Raw genomic sequence first — 18,007 nt, 5'->3', positions numbered from 1 at the left:
CATCGCGCCACCTTTCATCACGATCGGGTGCGTTGGACCACCGGCGTGCCCGGCAGGAGATTCCATGCGCGCAGCCATCCACACCCAATTCGGCGACCCTGCCAAGGTGCTCGAACTCGGCCAGCGGCCCACCCCGCAACCCGGCAAGGGCCAGGTGCGCATCGCCATGCGTCGCTCGCCGATCCACAACCACGACCTGTGGACGGTGCGCGGCAATTACGGCTACAAGCCCGAGCTGCCGGCCATCGGCGGCAGCGAAGCGGCAGGCGTGATCGACGCACTCGGCGAAGGTGTCGACGGCCTGCAGATCGGCCAGCGCGTGGTCGCCGCTGGCGTGCATGAAAGCTGGGCGGAGTACTTCCTCGCCGATGCCTCTGGCGTGGTGCCGCTGCCCGACGCGCTCGACGACGACCGCGGCTGCCAGCTGATCGCCATGCCGCTGAGCGCCTTGATGCTGATCGAGTTCCTGCAGGTCGAAAAAGGCGACTGGATCGTGCAGAACACCGCCAACGGCGCGGTCGGCAAGACCGTGGCCATGCTCGCCGCCGTACGCGGCATCAACGTGATCAACCTGGTGCGCCGCGATGCCGGCGTGGACGAGTTGCAGGCGCTGGGCATTGGCAATGCAGTCTCCACCGCGCAGGAAGGCTGGCAGGACACCGCGCGCGCGCTGGCCGGCGACGCACCCATCGTGCGCGCGATCGACTCGGTTGCCGGCAGCGCGGCCGGCGAGCTGATGGGGCTGCTGGCCGAAGGCGGCGAGCTGGTCTCGTTCGGCTCGATGACTGGCGAGCCGTTGCAGATTTCCACCGGCGATGTGATCTTCAAGCAGGCCAGCGTGCGCGGCTTCTGGGGCAGCAAGGTCATGGCCGCCACCAAGCCCGAGGACAAGCGCCGCATGATCGGCGAACTGCTCAAGGCCGCCGTCGATGGCTGCCTGGCCCTGCCGGTGGAAGCGGTGTTCGACCTGGAAGACGCCGCCAAGGCCGCCGCAGCCAGCGCCGAGCCGGGCCGCCGCGGCAAGATCCTGCTGCGGGCAGGCTGAGCGCTGCACGCAGGGAGTCTGATTGTCTCGCCTTGGCGCTTCCTTCTCCCGCTGGCGGGGGAGGTGCCCGAAGGGCGCATGCGGGAAACGCAGCGACAGTTGGTCAACGTCTGCGGACTCGCAGTCAGGCGGTTACGTGCGCGCAACGCCACGCCAAGGCCACGCTTGCTCCACCAGCCATGACACGCCGCGTCCCCCATCGCGAATCACATGTCGCGCATTCGCAGCCCCGCCAGCCAATCTGCTTACAGGCACCGTAGAAGCACGCCTGAGCGCGACGGGCCTTCCAGGGGAACGCCTCATCGCGCCCAGGTGCGCTCCTACGCAGGGGAATTGGCCCCAAGAGCGGGCAGACGCCGCGATCAGCGCGCAAGGGTCGACAAGCGAACCCAACTGCAGGCATGGCCTCACGCCGGCTCGTCAGGCACCAGCTCCATCTCCAGCCGCGTGATGCAGTCCTTGAGATGCAGCTTGCGCTTCTTCAGGCGCTTCATCTGCAGCTCGTCCTCCAGGTTCGCGGGCACGCGCTGGATCTCCTCGTCCAACGCGCGGTGGGCGCGTCGCAACTCGGCGATCTGCTCGGCGATCTCGGCGGGTGAGAGGGTTTCCACGGCTCCGAGCATACACAACCGCGGCCCGGTCGCGTCACCTGCTTGCCAAGCCGCTTGAGGCTGCGACAACGCCGGCGCGCCGCCGGGGAAGCGGGCGGCGCACCCGATCCGCTCGTTGCCGCGCGGCCACGTCCGTCGAGAAAGGAGCCTTACGATGCGCCTGCGGTCTTCCCTGCCGGCCCTGAGACTGCTCGCCGCCGCCAACCCGGCCAGCGCCGCCGACAACGCAATGTCTGACAATTTCGACCTTGTGGATAAGGCAGCGGTGCGCCTATCGTCCACAAGCTGATGAAAGGTCTGGTAACAAGGCAGGATGATGTCACGCCCACGATGTGGAGCGTGGTCAGAGACCTCACAAGCAATGGCGACCGGAGGACATGCCCCAACCACATGGAGTTTTCACCATTGTCTGAAGTGACCTGTGATCAGCATGGATGCTCAGTCGGTTGCTCTGGATGGCGCCCACCCTGCATGCGGTTGCATGGTCACCACGCGACTCCAGTCGCGCGTCTGATTGGATTCGGGTGCTGAAGCCGGCGGCCAGACGACGGGTCTTGCTGCCTCTGCCCTACCTGCGATAACCGCGCTGCTCAGCGAGCCTCCTGCTCTGCCTGAGTACCTGCTCTCCAGTGCCGCTGGCGGCGCGCCATTGCTACGTCGCGTATGAATACCTGGTAAGAGCCAGGCGCTAGAATTCCTCCTCGGCCAATTGGCCGCAAAAAAATCCAAACCCCCATGCAACGACATCCGGACCTGTATCCCAACGACGACAACGGCGACACCCTCTGGCACATTGCCCAGCAAGGGGTGGATCTATCCAAGCCACGCGAGATTGCGTTCTCCGTGGTCTTCCCCACGAAGGAGTCGGCACTGGAGTTCTCGGTGACGCTGCTGCGCTTCGAGCAGAAGGTGCGTTGCTGCCACTACCCGGACAACACGGCGTTTCCGATGGACGTGACGGTGTATCCGACCATGATCCCAACGTACAAGGCGATTTCGGCGTTCGAGGAAGAGCTGGCAGCCGAAGCCAAGCCGCTGGGTGGCTTGAATGACGGGTGGGAATTTTCCGTGGATGACAAGAACGTCTGACGCGCACGGCATGTAAGCGCCTGCGATGCGGTCACTGCATCGCTGGGCGCGGTCGCAGTTTTTTTTCCGCAGCGGCGCTTTACCGCGTCAGCGCTGCGACTGCGGGACGCGGCGCAGCTGCGAGACGTCGTAGCCCATGGCGGCGATACGTTGGACGGCCTGCTGATAGTCGGCCTCGGAGACCTGCGGCGTGCGCGCCATATACCAGACGTAATCGCGCTTGCTGCGTGCCACGATGGTCTGCGAATAGTCTGCATCGCGCCAGGCGATCACGTACTCGGCCTTGAACGGCCAGAAGAATTGCATGCTCCACAGCGTGCCATTGCCCTCCTTCGCCACCCGGCCGATCGGATGCATGGACTTGAGCGGTGCCTCGAAACTTCCCTTGCGGTAGGTAAACGTGGTCTGGATGCGGCCATCCGGTCGCAGCGCATAGCGCTCGACGGCATCGTAGGCCTTGCGCTCGGGCCGGGTGGGAATGTGCGCGATCACGTACCAGTCGCCCATGAAGCGCGGCACGTCCACGCTGTCTGCGCGCGGCAAGGCGGAGCGCGACTCACCGCCGCTGGCACTTCCGTGGGCCGCGAGCGTCAGTAACAACAGCATCGAACCATGTCGCATGACAATCTCCACCTAAAAGAAACACGTACATGCCCTACGGAGTTGCCATGCGTGCGGATGCAACCCCATGCGATGCAGTTCCGCACTGGCGCACGCCGGCCTGCCGTGCCAGTGAGGCGACGGTAACGTCCAACATGTCATGGCCGCGTTGAAGAGCGAGGCCGACGCGTCGCGCACGCCAGGAGATGCTCGATCAAAGACTTGAGCGCTGGGGCGACGATCGGCCGCAGTAGGATCACGACGTGCTTTGAAAGCATCGCGGTGACAGGACGTGTCGTTCAGTGCCGGCGGTGGAGCCATGACGCGCTGGTGGACGTTCCGGGAAGCAGGAGCGCAACGACATTCACCAGGGTGACACCGCGTCTTCGCCATATGGATAAATCGTCGCAATCCTTCCGTCGGCATCATGCTGCAACGGTGCCATCTTGATGCTGCGCAGATGTGTCTGCCCGCCCGACAAGACAGCGTCGTGATAGAACAGATACCACTGGCCTTCGAACGCACAGATGGAGTGATGCGTGGTCCAGCCGATCACCGGTGCGAGCAGCACGCCCTGGTAGACGAATGGCCCGTACGGGGAGTCGCTGGTGGCGTAGCAGATCAGGTGGGTGTCGCCGGTAGAGTAGGACAGGTAATAGCGGCCCGCATGGCGATGCACCCAGGGGCCTTCGAAGAAGCGGCGGGTGTGGTCGCCGGCGCGGAGCGGGGCGCCGTGTTCGTCGAGGATGACGATCTCGCGGGTGGGCTCTGCCAGTTGCGTCATGTCCTCGCGCAGGCGGGCGACGCGCGGGCCGAGCGCAGGCGCAGCGTCGTCAGGTTCCTGATGGGTCGGCGCGTAGACATTATCGCGGTAGTGCTGCAGCTGGCCGCCCCAGATGCCGCCGAAGTACAGGTAATGCGCGCCGTCGTCGTCGGCCAGGACGGCCGGGTCGATCGAGTAGGTGCCGGCGATGGGTTCGGGCTCGGCGACGAACGGGCCTTGCGGACCATCGCCGACCGCCACGCCGATCTGGAAGATGCCGTCGGCACGTTTGGCGGGAAAATACAGGTAGGTCTTGCCGTCGCGCTGCGCGGCATCCGGTGCCCACATCTGGCGCTGTGCCCAGGGCACGTCGCGCACGTGCAGCACCTGCCCCAGGTCTTCCACCGGCGCGTGCGGATGCGCCATGCGCAGCACGTGGTAGTCGGCCATGTCGAAGTGCGAGCCGTCGTCGCTGAAGGCAACGCCGGCATCGATGTCGTGCGAGGGGTAGATGTACAGCGCGCCGTCGAACACGTGTGCGGACGGGTCGGCGGTGTAGAGGTGGGTGACCAGAGGTGCGGAAATGGCGGTGCGCGCCAGCGCCTGCAGTGCAGCGGTGTGCAGTTCATCGGACATGCGCGTACCTGTGCATGAGGTGGGAGGAGGGAGTCAGGGGGAAGCGAGTGGTGCGGCCTGACGGCGCAGGCCCAGCTCGTGTTCGATGCGGGTTTCCAGCGTCTTGTCGATCTCGTACAGCGCCAGCAACGCGGTGCCGAGCAGGAACGGGATGGACGCATACACGCTGATGGCCAGGCGAATGCCGCTCGTCACCGCAGCGCCTTGCAGCGGCAGGGCGGCGTCGTAGCCATAGAAGGCCAGGATGCCGGCGACCAGGGCGCCGCCGACGCTCAGGCCGATCTTCAGCCCGCACAACATCGCCGAGAAGATGATCGCGGTGGCGCGGCGGTGGTTCTTCCACTCCGAGTAGTCGGCCACGTCGGCGATCATCGCCCACAGCAGCGGGATGGTGATGCCGTAGAAGAAGCCATGCAGCACATAGGAGGCGAACACCCAGCCGATCGCCGCCGGCGGATACACATAGAACGCCAGCAAAAAAAGCGTGGAAACCAGCAGCGCGCCGCCGAACACATTGCGCTTGCCGTGGCGGTCGGCCAGGCGTTTGGAAAAGCCGATGCCCACGATCATCGCCAGGATGCCGCCGGCACTGAACACGCTGAAGGCCGAGGTCGGTGCGTCCTGCGGCCATTGCAGTGCGCTCATGCCAGCGCCGGTGAGCACGCTATTGATTGCAGCGATGAAGCGGTTGAAGCCGGCATTGTCGAGGAACTGCGCCAGCGCGCCGGCATCGAGGTAGTACTTGAAGTAGTAGATGTACATCCCGCCCTTCATGGCGAGATTGATGAAGACCAGGATGGTCAGCGCCAGCATCACCAGCCAGGGCTTGTTGCGGACCAGGTCGGTAAGGTCCTGGCGCACGCTGGTGCGTTGTTCGGCGATCGGCAGCACGCGCTCGCGCGTGGTGAAAAAGGTGATCAAAAAGCACAGCGTGCCGACGGCGGCGAACAGCGCCATGGTGTTGCGAAAGCCCTGCGCCTTGTCGCCATTGCCCAGGATCAGCACCAGCGGCAGCAGCAGCACCTGGATGATGAACTGCGCAAAGGTCACTGCCAGGAAGCGATATGCCGACAGGCTATTGCGCTGCTCCATGCTGCCGGTGAGCACGCCGCTCAATGCCGAATAGGGCAGGTTGTTGGCCACGTACACCAGCATCAGCAGCGTGTAGGTGGCGAAGGCGTAGGCGATCTTGCCCTGCTCGCCGAGGGCGGGCGTGTTGAATGCGGCCAGCGACAACGCACCGAACGGCACTGCCGTCCACAGGATCCACGGGCGGAACTTGCCCCAGCGCGTGCGGGTGCGGTCGGCCAGGATGCCGATGATGGGCGTGAACACGAACGCGCCAAGCATGCCCACCACGAAGATCAGCGTGGCGGCCACACCCGCCGGGATGCGGAACACATCGGTGTAGAAGAACGCCAGGAAGGTGACCAGCGTCTGGAAGATCAGGTTGGCGGCCAGGTCGCCCAGGCTGTAGCCGATCTTTTCGCGCAGGGAGAGCTGTTGTGACGGATCGTTCATGAGGCGGGGCGGGCTCGAGAAGTGCTGCGGGAAACGCCGCGGCGCGCGCCATGCCGCCGACCGCGATCGGTCCGGATCGCGGCGGCAGGCATGGCGCCTGAAGTGTCCGGCAAAACCGCGCGCGCCAGGGGAGCGGCAGCGGCATGCGGTGCGTGGGCCATGCAACAAGGCCACGCGCGCTCCACGGGTCGGCCACACCCGCCTGGCCTTTGTGCGGTCGTGTCGATGACCACGCTCAGAACGTGCCGCGGATGCCGAGCATGACCGTGCGGCCGGGCTCGTACAGATCGTAGGTGGCGTTGGGCCAGGCGTAGGTGGTGCGCAACGGTTCGTCGGTGAGGTTGGTGACGTTGAGGGTGAGCTGCGGCTTGGACGGCAGCCAGTCCAGCGCATAGCTGGCCGACAGGTCCAGCTGGCCACGCGCATCGGCGTTGAGGCGCGCATACGGAATGCCGTTCTGGTTGGCGCCGGAGATCACCATGTCGTCGTTCCAGGTGTAGGACAGGCGCACCGAGGCGGCGTCCTTTTCCCAGTACACGGTGCCGTTCCACAGGTTGGGCGCGACGCCGACCGCCACTGCCGGAATGCCTTCGCCTTCGGAGGATTGGGTGACATGCGTGTAGTTGACGCTGAAGCCCATGCCGTCGACCAGCTTGTCCAGCGGCTGCACCCAGATTGCCTCGGTGCCGCGGATGTTGAGCACGCCGTCGGCGTTGACCTGGGTCTGCACATCCACGGTGGCCGCATTCGGCCCGCCGCGCTGGTCCAGGCCGGCTTGCTGGATCGGCAGCAGGCTGTCGTAGGGCACGCCCAGGTCGTTGAAGGGAATGCGCCGCACGCCGTTGACGGTGAAGCCGCTGATGCGCTTGTTGAACAACGTCAGGCCCACATAGCCTTCGCCGCCGGTGTACCACTCGCCGCCGAAGTCCACGTTGGTGGACAGATACGGCGCCAGGTTCGGATTGCCCTGGGTTGCGGTCTGCGCGGAGGGGTCGCTGAAGTTGGTGTTGGGCAGCATCGCGCTGGGGTCGGGGCGGGTGAGCGTGCGCGAGCTGGACAGGCGCAGCACCACGTTGTCGGCCACGTCCCAGGCGGCGTTGAACGAGGGCAGGGTTTCCTTGTAGTCCGAATCCAGCACCTGGATGCGGCGGATGCCGTTGATGGTGACCGGGCCGGTGATGGTCTGGTCGGTGGTCACGTAGCGCACGCCGGCGTTGAAGCGCAGCGTGCGGTTCCACACTTCGGTTTCGGCGTTGGTTTCGATGTAGAAACCCCAGTTCTTTTCGCGGATGCCGCCGGCCGAGGCGCCGGTGTTGGCGGAGTTGGTTTCCGGGGCGGAATCGCGTAGCGCGTAGTAGTTGGTGTCGCCCAGGAAGCGGTTGAAATCGGCGGTGATGAAGCCGTCCGGGCCGGGGCGCAGATAGCCGGCCAGGGCCGCATTCGGAATTGCCGAGCCGGGGCCGCCGTTGCAGATGGTGCCGCCGCCGCCGCGGCAGATCACCTGCTCCCAGGCGATGCTGTTGTCGAAGCCGCGAATGGTGCGCTCGGCCTGGTCGTAGGCGGCGCCGATCTTGATGTTGCGCTTGTCTTCGCCGAATTGCAGGTCGGCACGTCCGCCACGTGTTTCGGTCACGCGTTTCTCGTTCTGGATATTGACCCGGCCACCGTTCCAGCCCCAGCCCAGGTTCGGGTCGTTGAGATCGAGCGGGCTGCTGATCGACGGGCGGTCGCCGCCTTCGTTGCGGTAGTCGACGGTGGTGAACGGCGAGGTGACCAGGATGCTGGGCGATTCGCGATCGAGCCAGCTGCGCGTGGCATTGGCCTGCACGTTGAGCTTGATGTCCTGGTCCGCGCCGAACAACAGTTCCGCACCCGGATTGACGCTCCAGAACTTGACCTCTTCGCGGTACGGGCGCGCTTCCAGGAAGTACTGCGCATTGGCGAAGGTGGCGCTGGTGACCACGTTGTTCTGGTCCAGCTGCATGCCCAGCGGGATCATGTTGCCGTTGCGGCCGATCAGATTCATGCTGATGCGCTCGGTGGTGCGCTTGGCTTCCGAATACAGCGTATCCAGGTAGAAATGCATGCTGTCGGAGGGGCGCCACTCCAGCGACATCACCGAGGCATCGCGGTCGCGATCGCCATTCATGTACACGCTGCGGCCCAGCCGCGGAATCAGCGCGTCGCTGATCTGGTCGATGCTCAGGCCCGGGTTGCGCGCCAGCAGCCAGGCCGCATCGATGGTCTCGCCGGTGGTCAGGCCGCTGCCGGCGGTGGCCGGCACGCGGTCGGGAATGCGCCAGTTGCCGCCGCCATTGACGTTGCAGGCGGCCGGTTGATTGGTGGCCGGCGTGCCCGCAGGCGGTGTGAGGCCGCACTGGGTGTAGGTCAGGCCGGGGTTGGTCCAGCCCACGCTTTCGAAGCCACGCACGCCCAGCTTGCTGCGCACCGAGGCCACGCCGAACAGCGCGCCGAAGGTGCCTGCCTCGTTGGTCCAGCTGCCCATGAAGGCGCCGCGCGGGGTGGTCTTTTCGCTGGTGCTGTTCCAGTCGGCCTGGGCCTGGTAGGTGAAGTGCACCCCGGGGCGATCGAACGGGCGCGCGCTGCGCATGTCCACCACACCGGACACGCCACCTTCGAGCATGCTCGCGGTGGGCGTCTTGCTCACGGTGAGCTGGGTGAAGAATTCGGTGGGAAACAGGTTCAGATCGACCTCGCGGTTCTGGTTCTGCGCGTTCAGGCCGATCGAGGCGGTGGCGATGCTGGCGCCGTTGAGCGTGGTCTTGGTGAAGCTGGTGCCCAGGCCGCGGATGGCGATGTTCAAGCCCTCGCCATTGACGTCGCGCGAGAGCTGCACGCCGGGGATGCGGTTGAGCGACTCGGCGATATTCATGTCCGGAAACTTGCCGATGTCCTCGGCAAACACGGTGTCGGCAAAACCCACCGAGTCGCGCTTGGCATCGGTGGAGAACTGGATGCTGCGTCGGTAGCCGGACACGGTGACGGTGTCGAGCTGGGTCACCGCATCGCCGCTGGCAGCGGTGGCCGGTGGCGGTTGTGCGGCAGGCGCGGCGCTGCTGGCATCGCTGGACTGCGCCCAGGCGGCAGGGCTGGCCATGCCCAGCAGGATGGACCCCAACGCGCAGGACAACGCGGTTCGTGCGTAGCTGTTCTTCACCGTAATCCCTTCCCTAACAGGTGAGCAGATGTCCCACGCATCGCCCCTGCGCAGGGAGTGCCGCTGCCGATGCGCGGCGCGGCGATGGTGCGGTGGGGAAGAACGGGCGATCAGTGACGCCGGATGGTAGCGCTACCAAATTCAGAACATCACGCTGCAGGGCAGCATAGGCGGCGGGGCAACGCAGCGACTGCGACTGTGGCGCTGATCGAAACCGTGCCGGCTGCGCACAACGCGCTGGCGTGCTGCACTGCGCGATGGTTTTTGCCCGATGGCGTGGTAATGGTAGCGCTATCACCCGTGGCGCAAGGCCACCTTCGTGCAGGTGCAGTGCTCGATGAATCGAACCGAAGAACGCGGCAACCAGAGGCCGGGCCACACGCGACACGTGGCAGCGCATTGCAGTGGCCGTTGCGCGATTGCCCATCGCAGGCTGCGTCCAGCAGCGCTGCGGCGCGCGGGCACATGAGCCAGTTGCCGCACGCCGCAGCGCCCGCCGGCACGCTGGCGCGCCTGGGCCGCATGCGGTGGCGCGTGTGCGCACTGCTGCTAGCCGCCACCACCATCAACTATGTCGACCGCCAGGTGCTCGGCGTGCTGGCGCCGTTTCTGCAGACGCAGATCGGCTGGAACGAGATCCAGTATGGCTATATCGTCACCGCCTTCCAGGCCGCCTACGCACTGGGCCTGTTGTGCAGCGGTGCGGTGATCGACCGCTTCGGGACGCGCGTCGGCTACGCGTTGGCGATCGGCATCTGGAGCCTGGCGGCGATGGGGCATGCGCTGGCCACCAGCGTGGTGGGTTTTGCGATCGCGCGCTTCTTCCTGGGGCTGGGCGAGTCCGGCAACTTCCCCGCCGCGTTGAAGACGGTGGCCGAGTGGTTTCCGCGTCGCGAGCGCGCCCTGGCCACCGGCATCTTCAATTCCGGCTCCAACATCGGTGCCATCGTCGCGCCGTTGCTGGTACCGCTGATCGCCACCGCCTGGGGCTGGCAGGCGGCCTTCCTGTTCACCGGCGTGCTCAGCGCCACCTGGCTGCTGGTGTGGTGGCTCAATTATCACCCGCCGGAGCAGCAGCCCGGCCTGTCGGCGGCAGAGCTGGCGCATATCCGCAGCGATGCGCACGAGCCGGTGCAGCGGCGGCTGTCGTGGCTGCAGGTGCTGCGGCACCGGCAGGCCTGGGCGTTCGTGCTGGGCAAGTTCATCACCGACCCGATCTGGTGGTTCTTCCTGTTCTGGCTGCCCAAGTTCCTGCATGCCGAATACGGTTTGAGCCTGTTGCAACTGGGCGCGCCGTTGATCGTGATCTTCGTGCTGGCCGACATCGGCAGCATCGCCGGTGGCTGGGTCGCCGGGCGCTTCATCGCGCGCGGCTGGAGCGTCAACCGCGCGCGCAAGACCGCCATGCTGATCTGCGCCATCTCGGTGGTGCCGATCGTGTTCGCTGCGCGCGCCGACAATCTGTGGCTGGCGGTCGGCCTGATCGGCCTGGCCACTGCCGCGCACCAGGGCTGGTCGGCCAACCTGTTCACGCTGCCCTCGGACATGTTTCCGCGGCATGCGGTGGCCACGGTGGTCGGCATCGGCGGCTTTGCCGGGGCGGTCGGTGGCATGCTGATCGCCACCTTCATCGGGTTCCTGCTGCAGGCCACCGGCAGTTATGTGCCGGTGTTCCTGATGGCAGGCTCGGCCTACCTGCTGGCGCTGGCGGTGGTGCACGCGCTGGTACCACGCCTGGAGCCGGCGCAGCTGCCGGCAGCGGCCTCACCGGCCGCCACCGCATCGTCCTGAGGGGAGCATCATGCACTTACGCACACTGGCAGCCGGCGTGTTGTTTGCAGCGAACATCGCAAGCCTGGCGCAGGCCGCACCGCTGGCCGCCGGCGCCCCCAGGTTCCTGGGCAGCGCCTACAGCCCGCAACAGGCGCCAGGATTCGCGCAGTACTGGAACAAGCTCACCCCGGAAAACAGCGGCAAGTGGGGCAGCGTGGAAGCGGTGCGCGACCAGATGGACTGGGGCGGGCTGGATACCGCCTACAAACTGGCCAAGGCCAATGGCATGCCGTTCCAGATGCATGTGATGGTGTGGGGCAACCAGCAGCCGGAGTGGATCAAGTCGTTGCCGCCGGCCGAGCAACGCCGCGAGATCGCGCAGTGGTTTGCTGCGGTTGCGCAGCGGTATCCGGACATCGACCTGCTGGAAGTGGTCAACGAACCGCTCAACGACCCGCCCAGCAAGGACGACACCGGCGGCGGCAATTATCTGCAGGCACTCGGCGGCAACGGCGCCAGCGGCTGGGAATGGGTGCTGCAGTCGTTCCGGCTGGCGCGCCAGCACTTCCCGCGTGCGCGGCTGATGATCAACGACTACAGCATCACCAACAGCGCCCAGGCCACGCAGAAGTACCTGCAGATCGTGCAGCTGCTGCAGCGCGAGCAGCTGGTCGATGCGATCGGCGTGCAGGAGCACGCCTTCGAAACCACCCCGAACGTGGCGATGTCGGTGCATCATGCCAATCTGGATACATTGGCCGCGACCGGCCTGCCGATCTACATCACCGAGTTCGATCTGGACGGCCCCAGCGATGCGCAGCAGCTGGCCGACTACCAGCGCGTCTTCCCGGTGTTCTGGGAGCACCCGGCGGTGCGCGGCATCACGCTGTGGGGGTTCCGCCCCGGCCTGTGGCGCGACAAGGAGGCGGCGTACCTGATCCGTGCCGATGGCACCGAACGGCCTGCGCTGACCTGGTTGCGCGATTACGTTGCCAGCCATCCCGGCACGCGCGCGCCATGAAGCGTGCAGTTGCTGGATTTCGTTTTCAGTCTCCTTTGGTGCATTGATTCCATGTCCACGCCTTCTCCCCTGACCTTGCACGACGACCGCCTGCTGCCCGCCGATCCTGGCACGCGCGCGATCGCACGGCGCCTGTATGCGCAGGTCGCCGCGCTGCCGATCATCAGCCCGCACGGCCATACCGACCCGGCATGGTTCGCCACCGATGCGCCATTCGCCAATGCCACCGAGTTGCTGCTGGTGCCGGACCATTATGTGTTCCGCATGCTCTACAGCCAGGGCATCGCGTTGGACGCATTGGGCATCCCGCGGGCGGACGGGTCGCGCGCGGCGGTGGACCCGCGCGCGGCGTGGCGCGTGTTCGCCGAGCACTACACGTTGCTGCGCGGTACGCCGTCAGCGTTGTGGCTCAACCATGTCTTCCATGACGTGTTCGATTTGCGCATCCGGCTGGATGCCGGCACTGCGGATCATTACTACGACCACATCACCGCCGCCTTGCAGACAGCGGCGTTTCGCCCGCGGGCCTTGTTCGAGCGTTTCAACATCGAGGTGATTGCCACCACCGAATCGCCGCTGGACACGCTGCAGCACCACGCGGCCATTCGCGCCAGCGGCTGGAAGGGACGCGTGCTCACCGCGTATCGGCCGGACCCGGTGGTCGACCCCGAACACGAACACTTTGCCGGCGCACTGCAGCAGTTTGGCGCGCTCACCGGCGAGGACGTGCTGAGCTGGCAGGGCTATCTGCGTGCGCATCGGCAGCGCCGCGCGTTCTTTGCCGCACACGGCGCAACCTCCACCGACCATGGCCACCCCAGCGCGGCCACTGCCGATCTGTCGCCGGCCGAGGCGCAGCGCCTGTTCGACACCGTGGTGCGCGGTGCGGCCACGCCGGCGCAGGCCGAGCTGTTCCGCGCGCAGGTGCTGACCGAGATGGCGGCGATGAGCCTGGACGATGGCCTGGTGATGCAGCTGCATCCGGGCTGCTTCCGCAATCACAACCGGCAGCTGTTCCAGACCTTCGGGCGCGACAAGGGTGCCGATATTCCGATGCGCACCGACTACGTGCACGCGCTCAAACCCTTGCTGGACCGGTTCGGCAACGACCCGCGCCTGCACCTGATCGTGTTCACCCTGGACGAGACCAGCTACAGCCGCGAGCTGGCGCCCCTGGCCGGGCATTACCCGTCGCTGTTGCTGGGCCCGGCCTGGTGGTTCCATGACGCGCCGGAGGGGATGTGGCGCTTTCGCGAGCAGACCCTGGCCAGCGCCGGCTTCTACAACACCGTGGGTTTCAACGACGACACCCGCGCCTTCCTGTCGATCCCGGCACGCCACGATGTGGCGCGACGCGTGGACAGCGCGTTTCTCGCCAGGCTGGTTGCCGAGCATCGTCTGGATGAGGATGAAGCGGTCGAGGTGGCGATCGATCTGGCGTATCGCTTGCCCAAGCGGGCCTACCACCTGTGAAGGTGGGCGAGGCAGCAGGCAGCGATGCCCACCCGTGTGCACGAGGGGCGGACATGCCGTGGGCGCATAGATGGCAGAAGGGTGCCGCGCCATGACGCGTGCCGGCAGGCAGGCACCGGTGATGCATGATTTGAGGCGCTGCGCAGGTGTTGCACGTGTGGCGATGCTCTGCATCTTCATCGTCATGCCCGCGCTGGCAGCACCACCGGCGCCTACCGAACTGCCAAGAGAGCGGATCTTGCTCAACGCGCAATGGCGCTTCCACCGCGGCGATCCCCCTGGCAATCGCCAACTCCTGGATTACGACGTCCGCCCGCAGGTGCTACGCAGCGAAGACGGCAAGGTGGCCGATGCCCGGCCCGAGCAGGCGCAGCACCTCGATGCCGCCGCAACACGCGTGCTCAAGCCGTGGATCCTGCCCACGGCCAATGCGTTGATTGCAGACCCGGCAAACCGCCACGTGCGCCCGCCCGGGCATCCGGGCAGCAGCGTGGCCTTCGTGCAGCCGCAGTTCGACGACAGCGGCTGGGAGCGCGTGGATCTGCCGCACGATTGGGCCATCGCCGGGCCGTTCCTGGCCGATGGCCCGTACGGCGGCATGGGGCGCCTGCCGAGCTGGGGCGTGGGCTGGTACCGCAAGACGCTGGACATTCCGGCCAGCGATCGCGGACGTTCGCTGTTTCTGGATCTCGATGGGGCGATGGCCTATGCCACGGTCTGGCTCAACGGCAAGCTGGTCGGCGGCTGGCCGTATGGCTACAGCTCCTGGCGCGTGGACCTGAGCCCGTACGTGGTGTTTGGCGCCAGCAACCAGCTGGCGATCCGCCTGGACAACCCGCCCGACTCGGCGCGTTGGTATCCCGGTGGCGGGCTGTATCGCAATGTATGGCTGACCAGGACCGCGCCGCTGCATGTCGCGCACTGGGGCACGCAGCTGACCACGCCGCAGGTGTCGGCCGACCGGGCGCAGGTGCAGCTGGCAGTCACGCTGGACAATGCCGCCCGCAGTGCGGTGCAGGCGCAGGTGAGCACCGCGATCTATGTGCTCGACGCTGCACGCGGTACGCGCAGTGGCGAGCCGGTCGCGCGCATTGCCGCCATGCAGGTTGCGGTTCCCGTGGGCGGGAGCGCACGCGTGCAGGGCAGCACGCAGATCGACCATCCACGTCTCTGGGGCCCGCCGCCCACCCAGCGCCCACATCGCTATGTCGCAGTGACCGAGGTCCGCCACAATGGCCAGCTGGTGGATCGCTACGAAACACCGTTCGGTGTCCGCAGCATCGTGTTCGATGCCGAGCAGGGCCTGCTGGTCAACGGCGAACATGTGCCGATTCGCGGCGTGAACAATCATCACGACCTCGGCGCGCTGGGCGCGGCGTTCAATGTGCGCGCCGCCGAGCGGCAACTGCAGTTGCTGCTGCAGATGGGCGCCAACGCCATCCGCATGAGCCATAACCCGCCCGCGCCGGAGCTGCTGGAGCTGACCGACCGCATGGGCCTGCTGGTGGTGGACGAGGTGTTCGACAGTTGGCAGATGAAGAAGACCCCGCTGGATTTCCACCTGGTGTTCCCGCAGTGGCACGAGCCGGATCTGCGCGCGATGCTGCGGCGCGACCGCAATCATCCCTCGGTGATGCTGTGGAGCGTTGGCAACGAGGTGGGCGAGCAATACACCGGCGAGCAGGGCGCGGCGATCGCACGCACACTGCACGCCATCGTGCATGAGGAAGACCCCTCGCGCCCGGCCACGGTGGCGATGAACTACGCCTCGCCCGAGATGCCACTGCCCGCTGCACTGGATGTCATCAGCCTCAACTACCAGGGCGAGGGCATTCGCGACACACCGGAGTTCGCCGGCACCGAGCGTATTCGCAAGCAACCGCAATACCCGGCGTTCCATGCGACGTTTCCGCACAAGGCCATCCTCAGCAGCGAGACCGCCTCGGCCTTGAGCAGCCGCGGCGTGTATCTGTTTCCGGTGACGCCGGACGCCAGCGCGCCGGTGCGCGATGGGCGCGGCGGCGATTCGGTCGCGCACCAGGTCAGCGCCTACGAACTGCATGCGGTGGACTTCGGCTCCAGCGCCGACAAGGTGTTCGCGGCCCAGGACCAGCATCGGTATGTTGCCGGCGAATTCGTCTGGACCGGTTTCGATTATCTGGGCGAGCCCACGCCGTACTACAGTTCGCGCAGTTCCTACTCCGGCATCTTCGATCTGGCCGGTTATCCCAAGGACCGCTACTGGCTGTATCAGTCACGCTGGCGCCCCGAGCTGCCGATGGCGCATCTGCTGCCGCACTGGACCTGGCCCGGCCGCGAGGGCCAGGTCACGCCGGTGCATGTGTTCACCTCCGGCGACGAGGCCGAGCTGTTCGTCAACGGCGTCTCGCAGGGGCGCAAGCGCAAGGGCCCGCTGCAGTACCGGCTGCGCTGGGACGGTGTGGTCTACCAGCCCGGCGAGCTGCGCGTGCAGGCGTACAGGCAGGGCAAACCCTGGGCCAGCGACCGCGTGCAGACCGCCGGCAGCGCCGCGCGCATGCAGGTGATGCCCGACCGCAGCCGCATCCGTGGCGACGGGCAGGACCTGAGCTTTGTCACCGTGCGCCTGTTCGATCGCGCCGGACGTCCTGCGCCGACCGCAGGCGACCGCCTGCGTTTCCGCATCGAGGGCCCGGGCGAACTCGTCGCCACCGACAATGGCGACCCCACCAACCTGGAGTCGTTCGCCGCGCCGCAGCGCAACGCCTTCAACGGCCTGTGTCTGGCGATCGTGCGCGGCAAGGCCGGCGTGCGGGGCACGATCACCGTCCATGTCGAGTCCGACAGCGTGCAGGCGGTCAGTGCGCAGGTGGTGGTGGAGTGATGGGTCTGCTGCTCGGCAATTGTGTGGCACGTGCAGGTGAGCTGTCGCGTGCGGATGGCGATGCGGTGCCTGCACGCAACAGATGCGATGGACGCAAACGTGTTTCCGGTATCGCTAGCGTGGTTGCTGGATTCAAACGCACCTCGCAACGCACAAGCTGCGATCCCGCACGCGCGCGCATTGCCAGTCACGGTCACCCGCGAAGAGAACAGAAAACGCATCCGATCAGGAAGCCTGTCATGCAAGAAAACAGTACGCGCGCATCAACCTGCCTGAGCATTGCGTTCGCTGTCATCAGCGCCGTCACTGCACTGCCAGCCTTCGCTGCCTGCGACACCCGCAGCACGTCGCTCCGGCGCGCCTACGCCGCCGGCTTCCTGATCGGCACCGCCGTCAATGCCGACATCGTCTCCGGCAAGGATGCCGCCTCTTCCGCGCTGGTCGCCTGCCACTTCAATGCCGTCACCGCCGAAAACGTGATGAAGGCCGAGGTGGTTGCGCCACGTCCGGGCGTGTTCGACTTCAGCGCTGCCGATGCCTTCGTCGCCTACGGCCGCAGCCGCGACCTGTTCGTGATCGGCCATACGCTGGTCTGGCACAACCAGACGCCGGACTGGTTCTTCGTCGATGCACAGGGCAAGCCCAACACCGCCGATGCGCAGCTGGAGCGCATGCGCGCGCACATCGCGCAGGTGGCAGGGCGTTATGCCGGCAAGGTGCAGGCCTGGGACGTGGTCAACGAGATCATCGACGAAGACGGCAGTTACCGCGATACCAACTGGGTGCAGCGGGTCGGCGACGGTGACACCGTGGTGCGTAACGCCTTCGCCTTTGCCCAGCGGTATGCACCGGATGCGCAGCTCTACTACAACGATTTCAACGCCTGGCGGCCCAGCAAGCGCGACGGGATCGTGCGCATGGTCAGGATGCTGCAGCAGGTCGGCATCCGTATCGACGGCGTCGGCATGCAGGGACACTGGGGGCTCAACTACCCCAGCCTGCGCGACATCGAAGACGCCATCGATGCCTACGCCGCGCTCGGCATCAAGGTCATGATCACCGAGCTGGACATCGACGTGTTGCCGCTCACCAGGGAAGGCCAGGTCATCGGCACCGGCCTTGCACACAAGCAGTTCCAGCTGCCGGAATTCAAGCGCTTTCTCGACCCGTATCGCGATGGCCTGCCAGCGCAGGTGCAGGCGCAACTGCGTGATCGCTACGCCGAATTGTTCGCGCTGTTCTGGCGCAAGCGCGACAAGCTCGCCCGCGTCAGTGTCTGGGGCGTCACCGACGGCATGTCATGGAAGAACGACTACCCCGTGCCGGGGCGTACCAATTATCCGCTGCTGTTCGATCGCAATCACCAGCCCAAGCCGGCAGTGGATGCGATATTGGCGGTGCCGGCGCACGCTGGCGAGCGCTAGCATGGTCGCC

General features: G+C 66.2%; 12 protein-coding genes. 7 read left to right on the top strand and 5 right to left on the bottom strand.

Features of this window, described 5'->3' with window-relative positions; translation table 11 throughout:
* Window positions 1-64 precede the first annotated feature (64 nt).
* On the top strand, window positions 65-1,045 hold the full coding sequence (locus H7A87_RS20035; protein WP_119129923.1) for a zinc-binding dehydrogenase: 981 nt from the start codon (window positions 65-67) through the stop codon (window positions 1,043-1,045).
* A 407-nt stretch (window positions 1,046-1,452) separates the two neighbouring features.
* Here the strand turns inward: H7A87_RS20035 and H7A87_RS20030 are convergent, their stop codons facing one another.
* On the bottom strand, window positions 1,453-1,656 hold the full coding sequence (locus tag H7A87_RS20030; protein WP_164738977.1) for a YdcH family protein: 204 nt from the start codon (window positions 1,654-1,656) through the stop codon (window positions 1,453-1,455).
* Window positions 1,657-2,391: 735 nt separating this feature from the next.
* Between H7A87_RS20030 and H7A87_RS20025 the strand changes: the two genes are divergently transcribed.
* Window positions 2,392-2,745, top strand: coding sequence for a ribonuclease E inhibitor RraB (locus tag H7A87_RS20025; protein WP_115678233.1), 354 nt, complete (start codon window positions 2,392-2,394; stop codon window positions 2,743-2,745).
* An 87-nt stretch (window positions 2,746-2,832) separates the two neighbouring features.
* Here H7A87_RS20025 and H7A87_RS20020 read toward each other — a convergent pair whose 3' ends face one another.
* The 4 genes from H7A87_RS20020 to H7A87_RS20005 form a co-directional block, all read right to left on the bottom strand.
* Window positions 2,833-3,366 carry a lipocalin family protein gene (locus H7A87_RS20020; RefSeq protein ID WP_119129922.1) on the bottom strand — a complete coding sequence of 178 codons (534 nt, stop codon included), beginning with the start codon at window positions 3,364-3,366 and terminating at the stop codon, window positions 2,833-2,835.
* Window positions 3,367-3,709: 343 nt separating this feature from the next.
* Window positions 3,710-4,744, bottom strand: coding sequence for a glycoside hydrolase family 43 protein (locus H7A87_RS20015; protein WP_119129921.1), 1,035 nt, complete (start codon window positions 4,742-4,744; stop codon window positions 3,710-3,712).
* Window positions 4,745-4,777: 33 nt separating this feature from the next.
* Entirely contained in the window at window positions 4,778-6,265 is a 1,488-nt protein-coding gene (locus tag H7A87_RS20010; protein ID WP_119129920.1) for an MFS transporter, read from the bottom strand.
* Window positions 6,266-6,500: 235 nt separating this feature from the next.
* Entirely contained in the window at window positions 6,501-9,443 is a 2,943-nt protein-coding gene (locus H7A87_RS20005; protein WP_180496817.1) for a TonB-dependent receptor, read from the bottom strand.
* Between the two features lie 465 nt (window positions 9,444-9,908).
* Here H7A87_RS20005 and H7A87_RS20000 point away from each other — a divergent pair, with 465 nt between their 5' ends.
* From H7A87_RS20000 to H7A87_RS19980, 5 genes are all read left to right on the top strand, one after another.
* The gene (locus H7A87_RS20000; RefSeq protein ID WP_166767682.1) at window positions 9,909-11,234 is read left to right on the top strand and encodes an MFS transporter; all 1,326 of its coding nucleotides are present in this window, start codon (window positions 9,909-9,911) and stop codon (window positions 11,232-11,234) included.
* Between the two features lie 10 nt (window positions 11,235-11,244).
* Window positions 11,245-12,237 (top strand): endo-1,4-beta-xylanase, encoded by a 993-nt coding sequence (locus H7A87_RS19995; RefSeq protein ID WP_104584313.1) that lies wholly within the window; start codon window positions 11,245-11,247, stop codon window positions 12,235-12,237.
* A 51-nt stretch (window positions 12,238-12,288) separates the two neighbouring features.
* Window positions 12,289-13,710 (top strand): glucuronate isomerase, encoded by a 1,422-nt coding sequence (gene uxaC / locus H7A87_RS19990; protein ID WP_119129919.1) that lies wholly within the window; start codon window positions 12,289-12,291, stop codon window positions 13,708-13,710.
* A 184-nt stretch (window positions 13,711-13,894) separates the two neighbouring features.
* Window positions 13,895-16,573, top strand: a complete 2,679-nt coding sequence (galB, locus tag H7A87_RS19985) for a beta-galactosidase GalB (protein ID WP_180496816.1) — start codon at window positions 13,895-13,897, stop codon at window positions 16,571-16,573.
* Window positions 16,574-16,812: 239 nt separating this feature from the next.
* Window positions 16,813-17,997 carry an endo-1,4-beta-xylanase gene (locus H7A87_RS19980; RefSeq protein ID WP_119129918.1) on the top strand — a complete coding sequence of 395 codons (1,185 nt, stop codon included), beginning with the start codon at window positions 16,813-16,815 and terminating at the stop codon, window positions 17,995-17,997.
* Window positions 17,998-18,007 lie beyond the last annotated feature (10 nt).

This window comes from Xanthomonas sp. CPBF 426 (assembly GCF_903989465.1).
GTDB classification, from domain to species: domain Bacteria; phylum Pseudomonadota; class Gammaproteobacteria; order Xanthomonadales; family Xanthomonadaceae; genus Xanthomonas; species Xanthomonas euroxanthea.
This window is presented reverse-complemented; position numbering and strand designations above follow the sequence as displayed.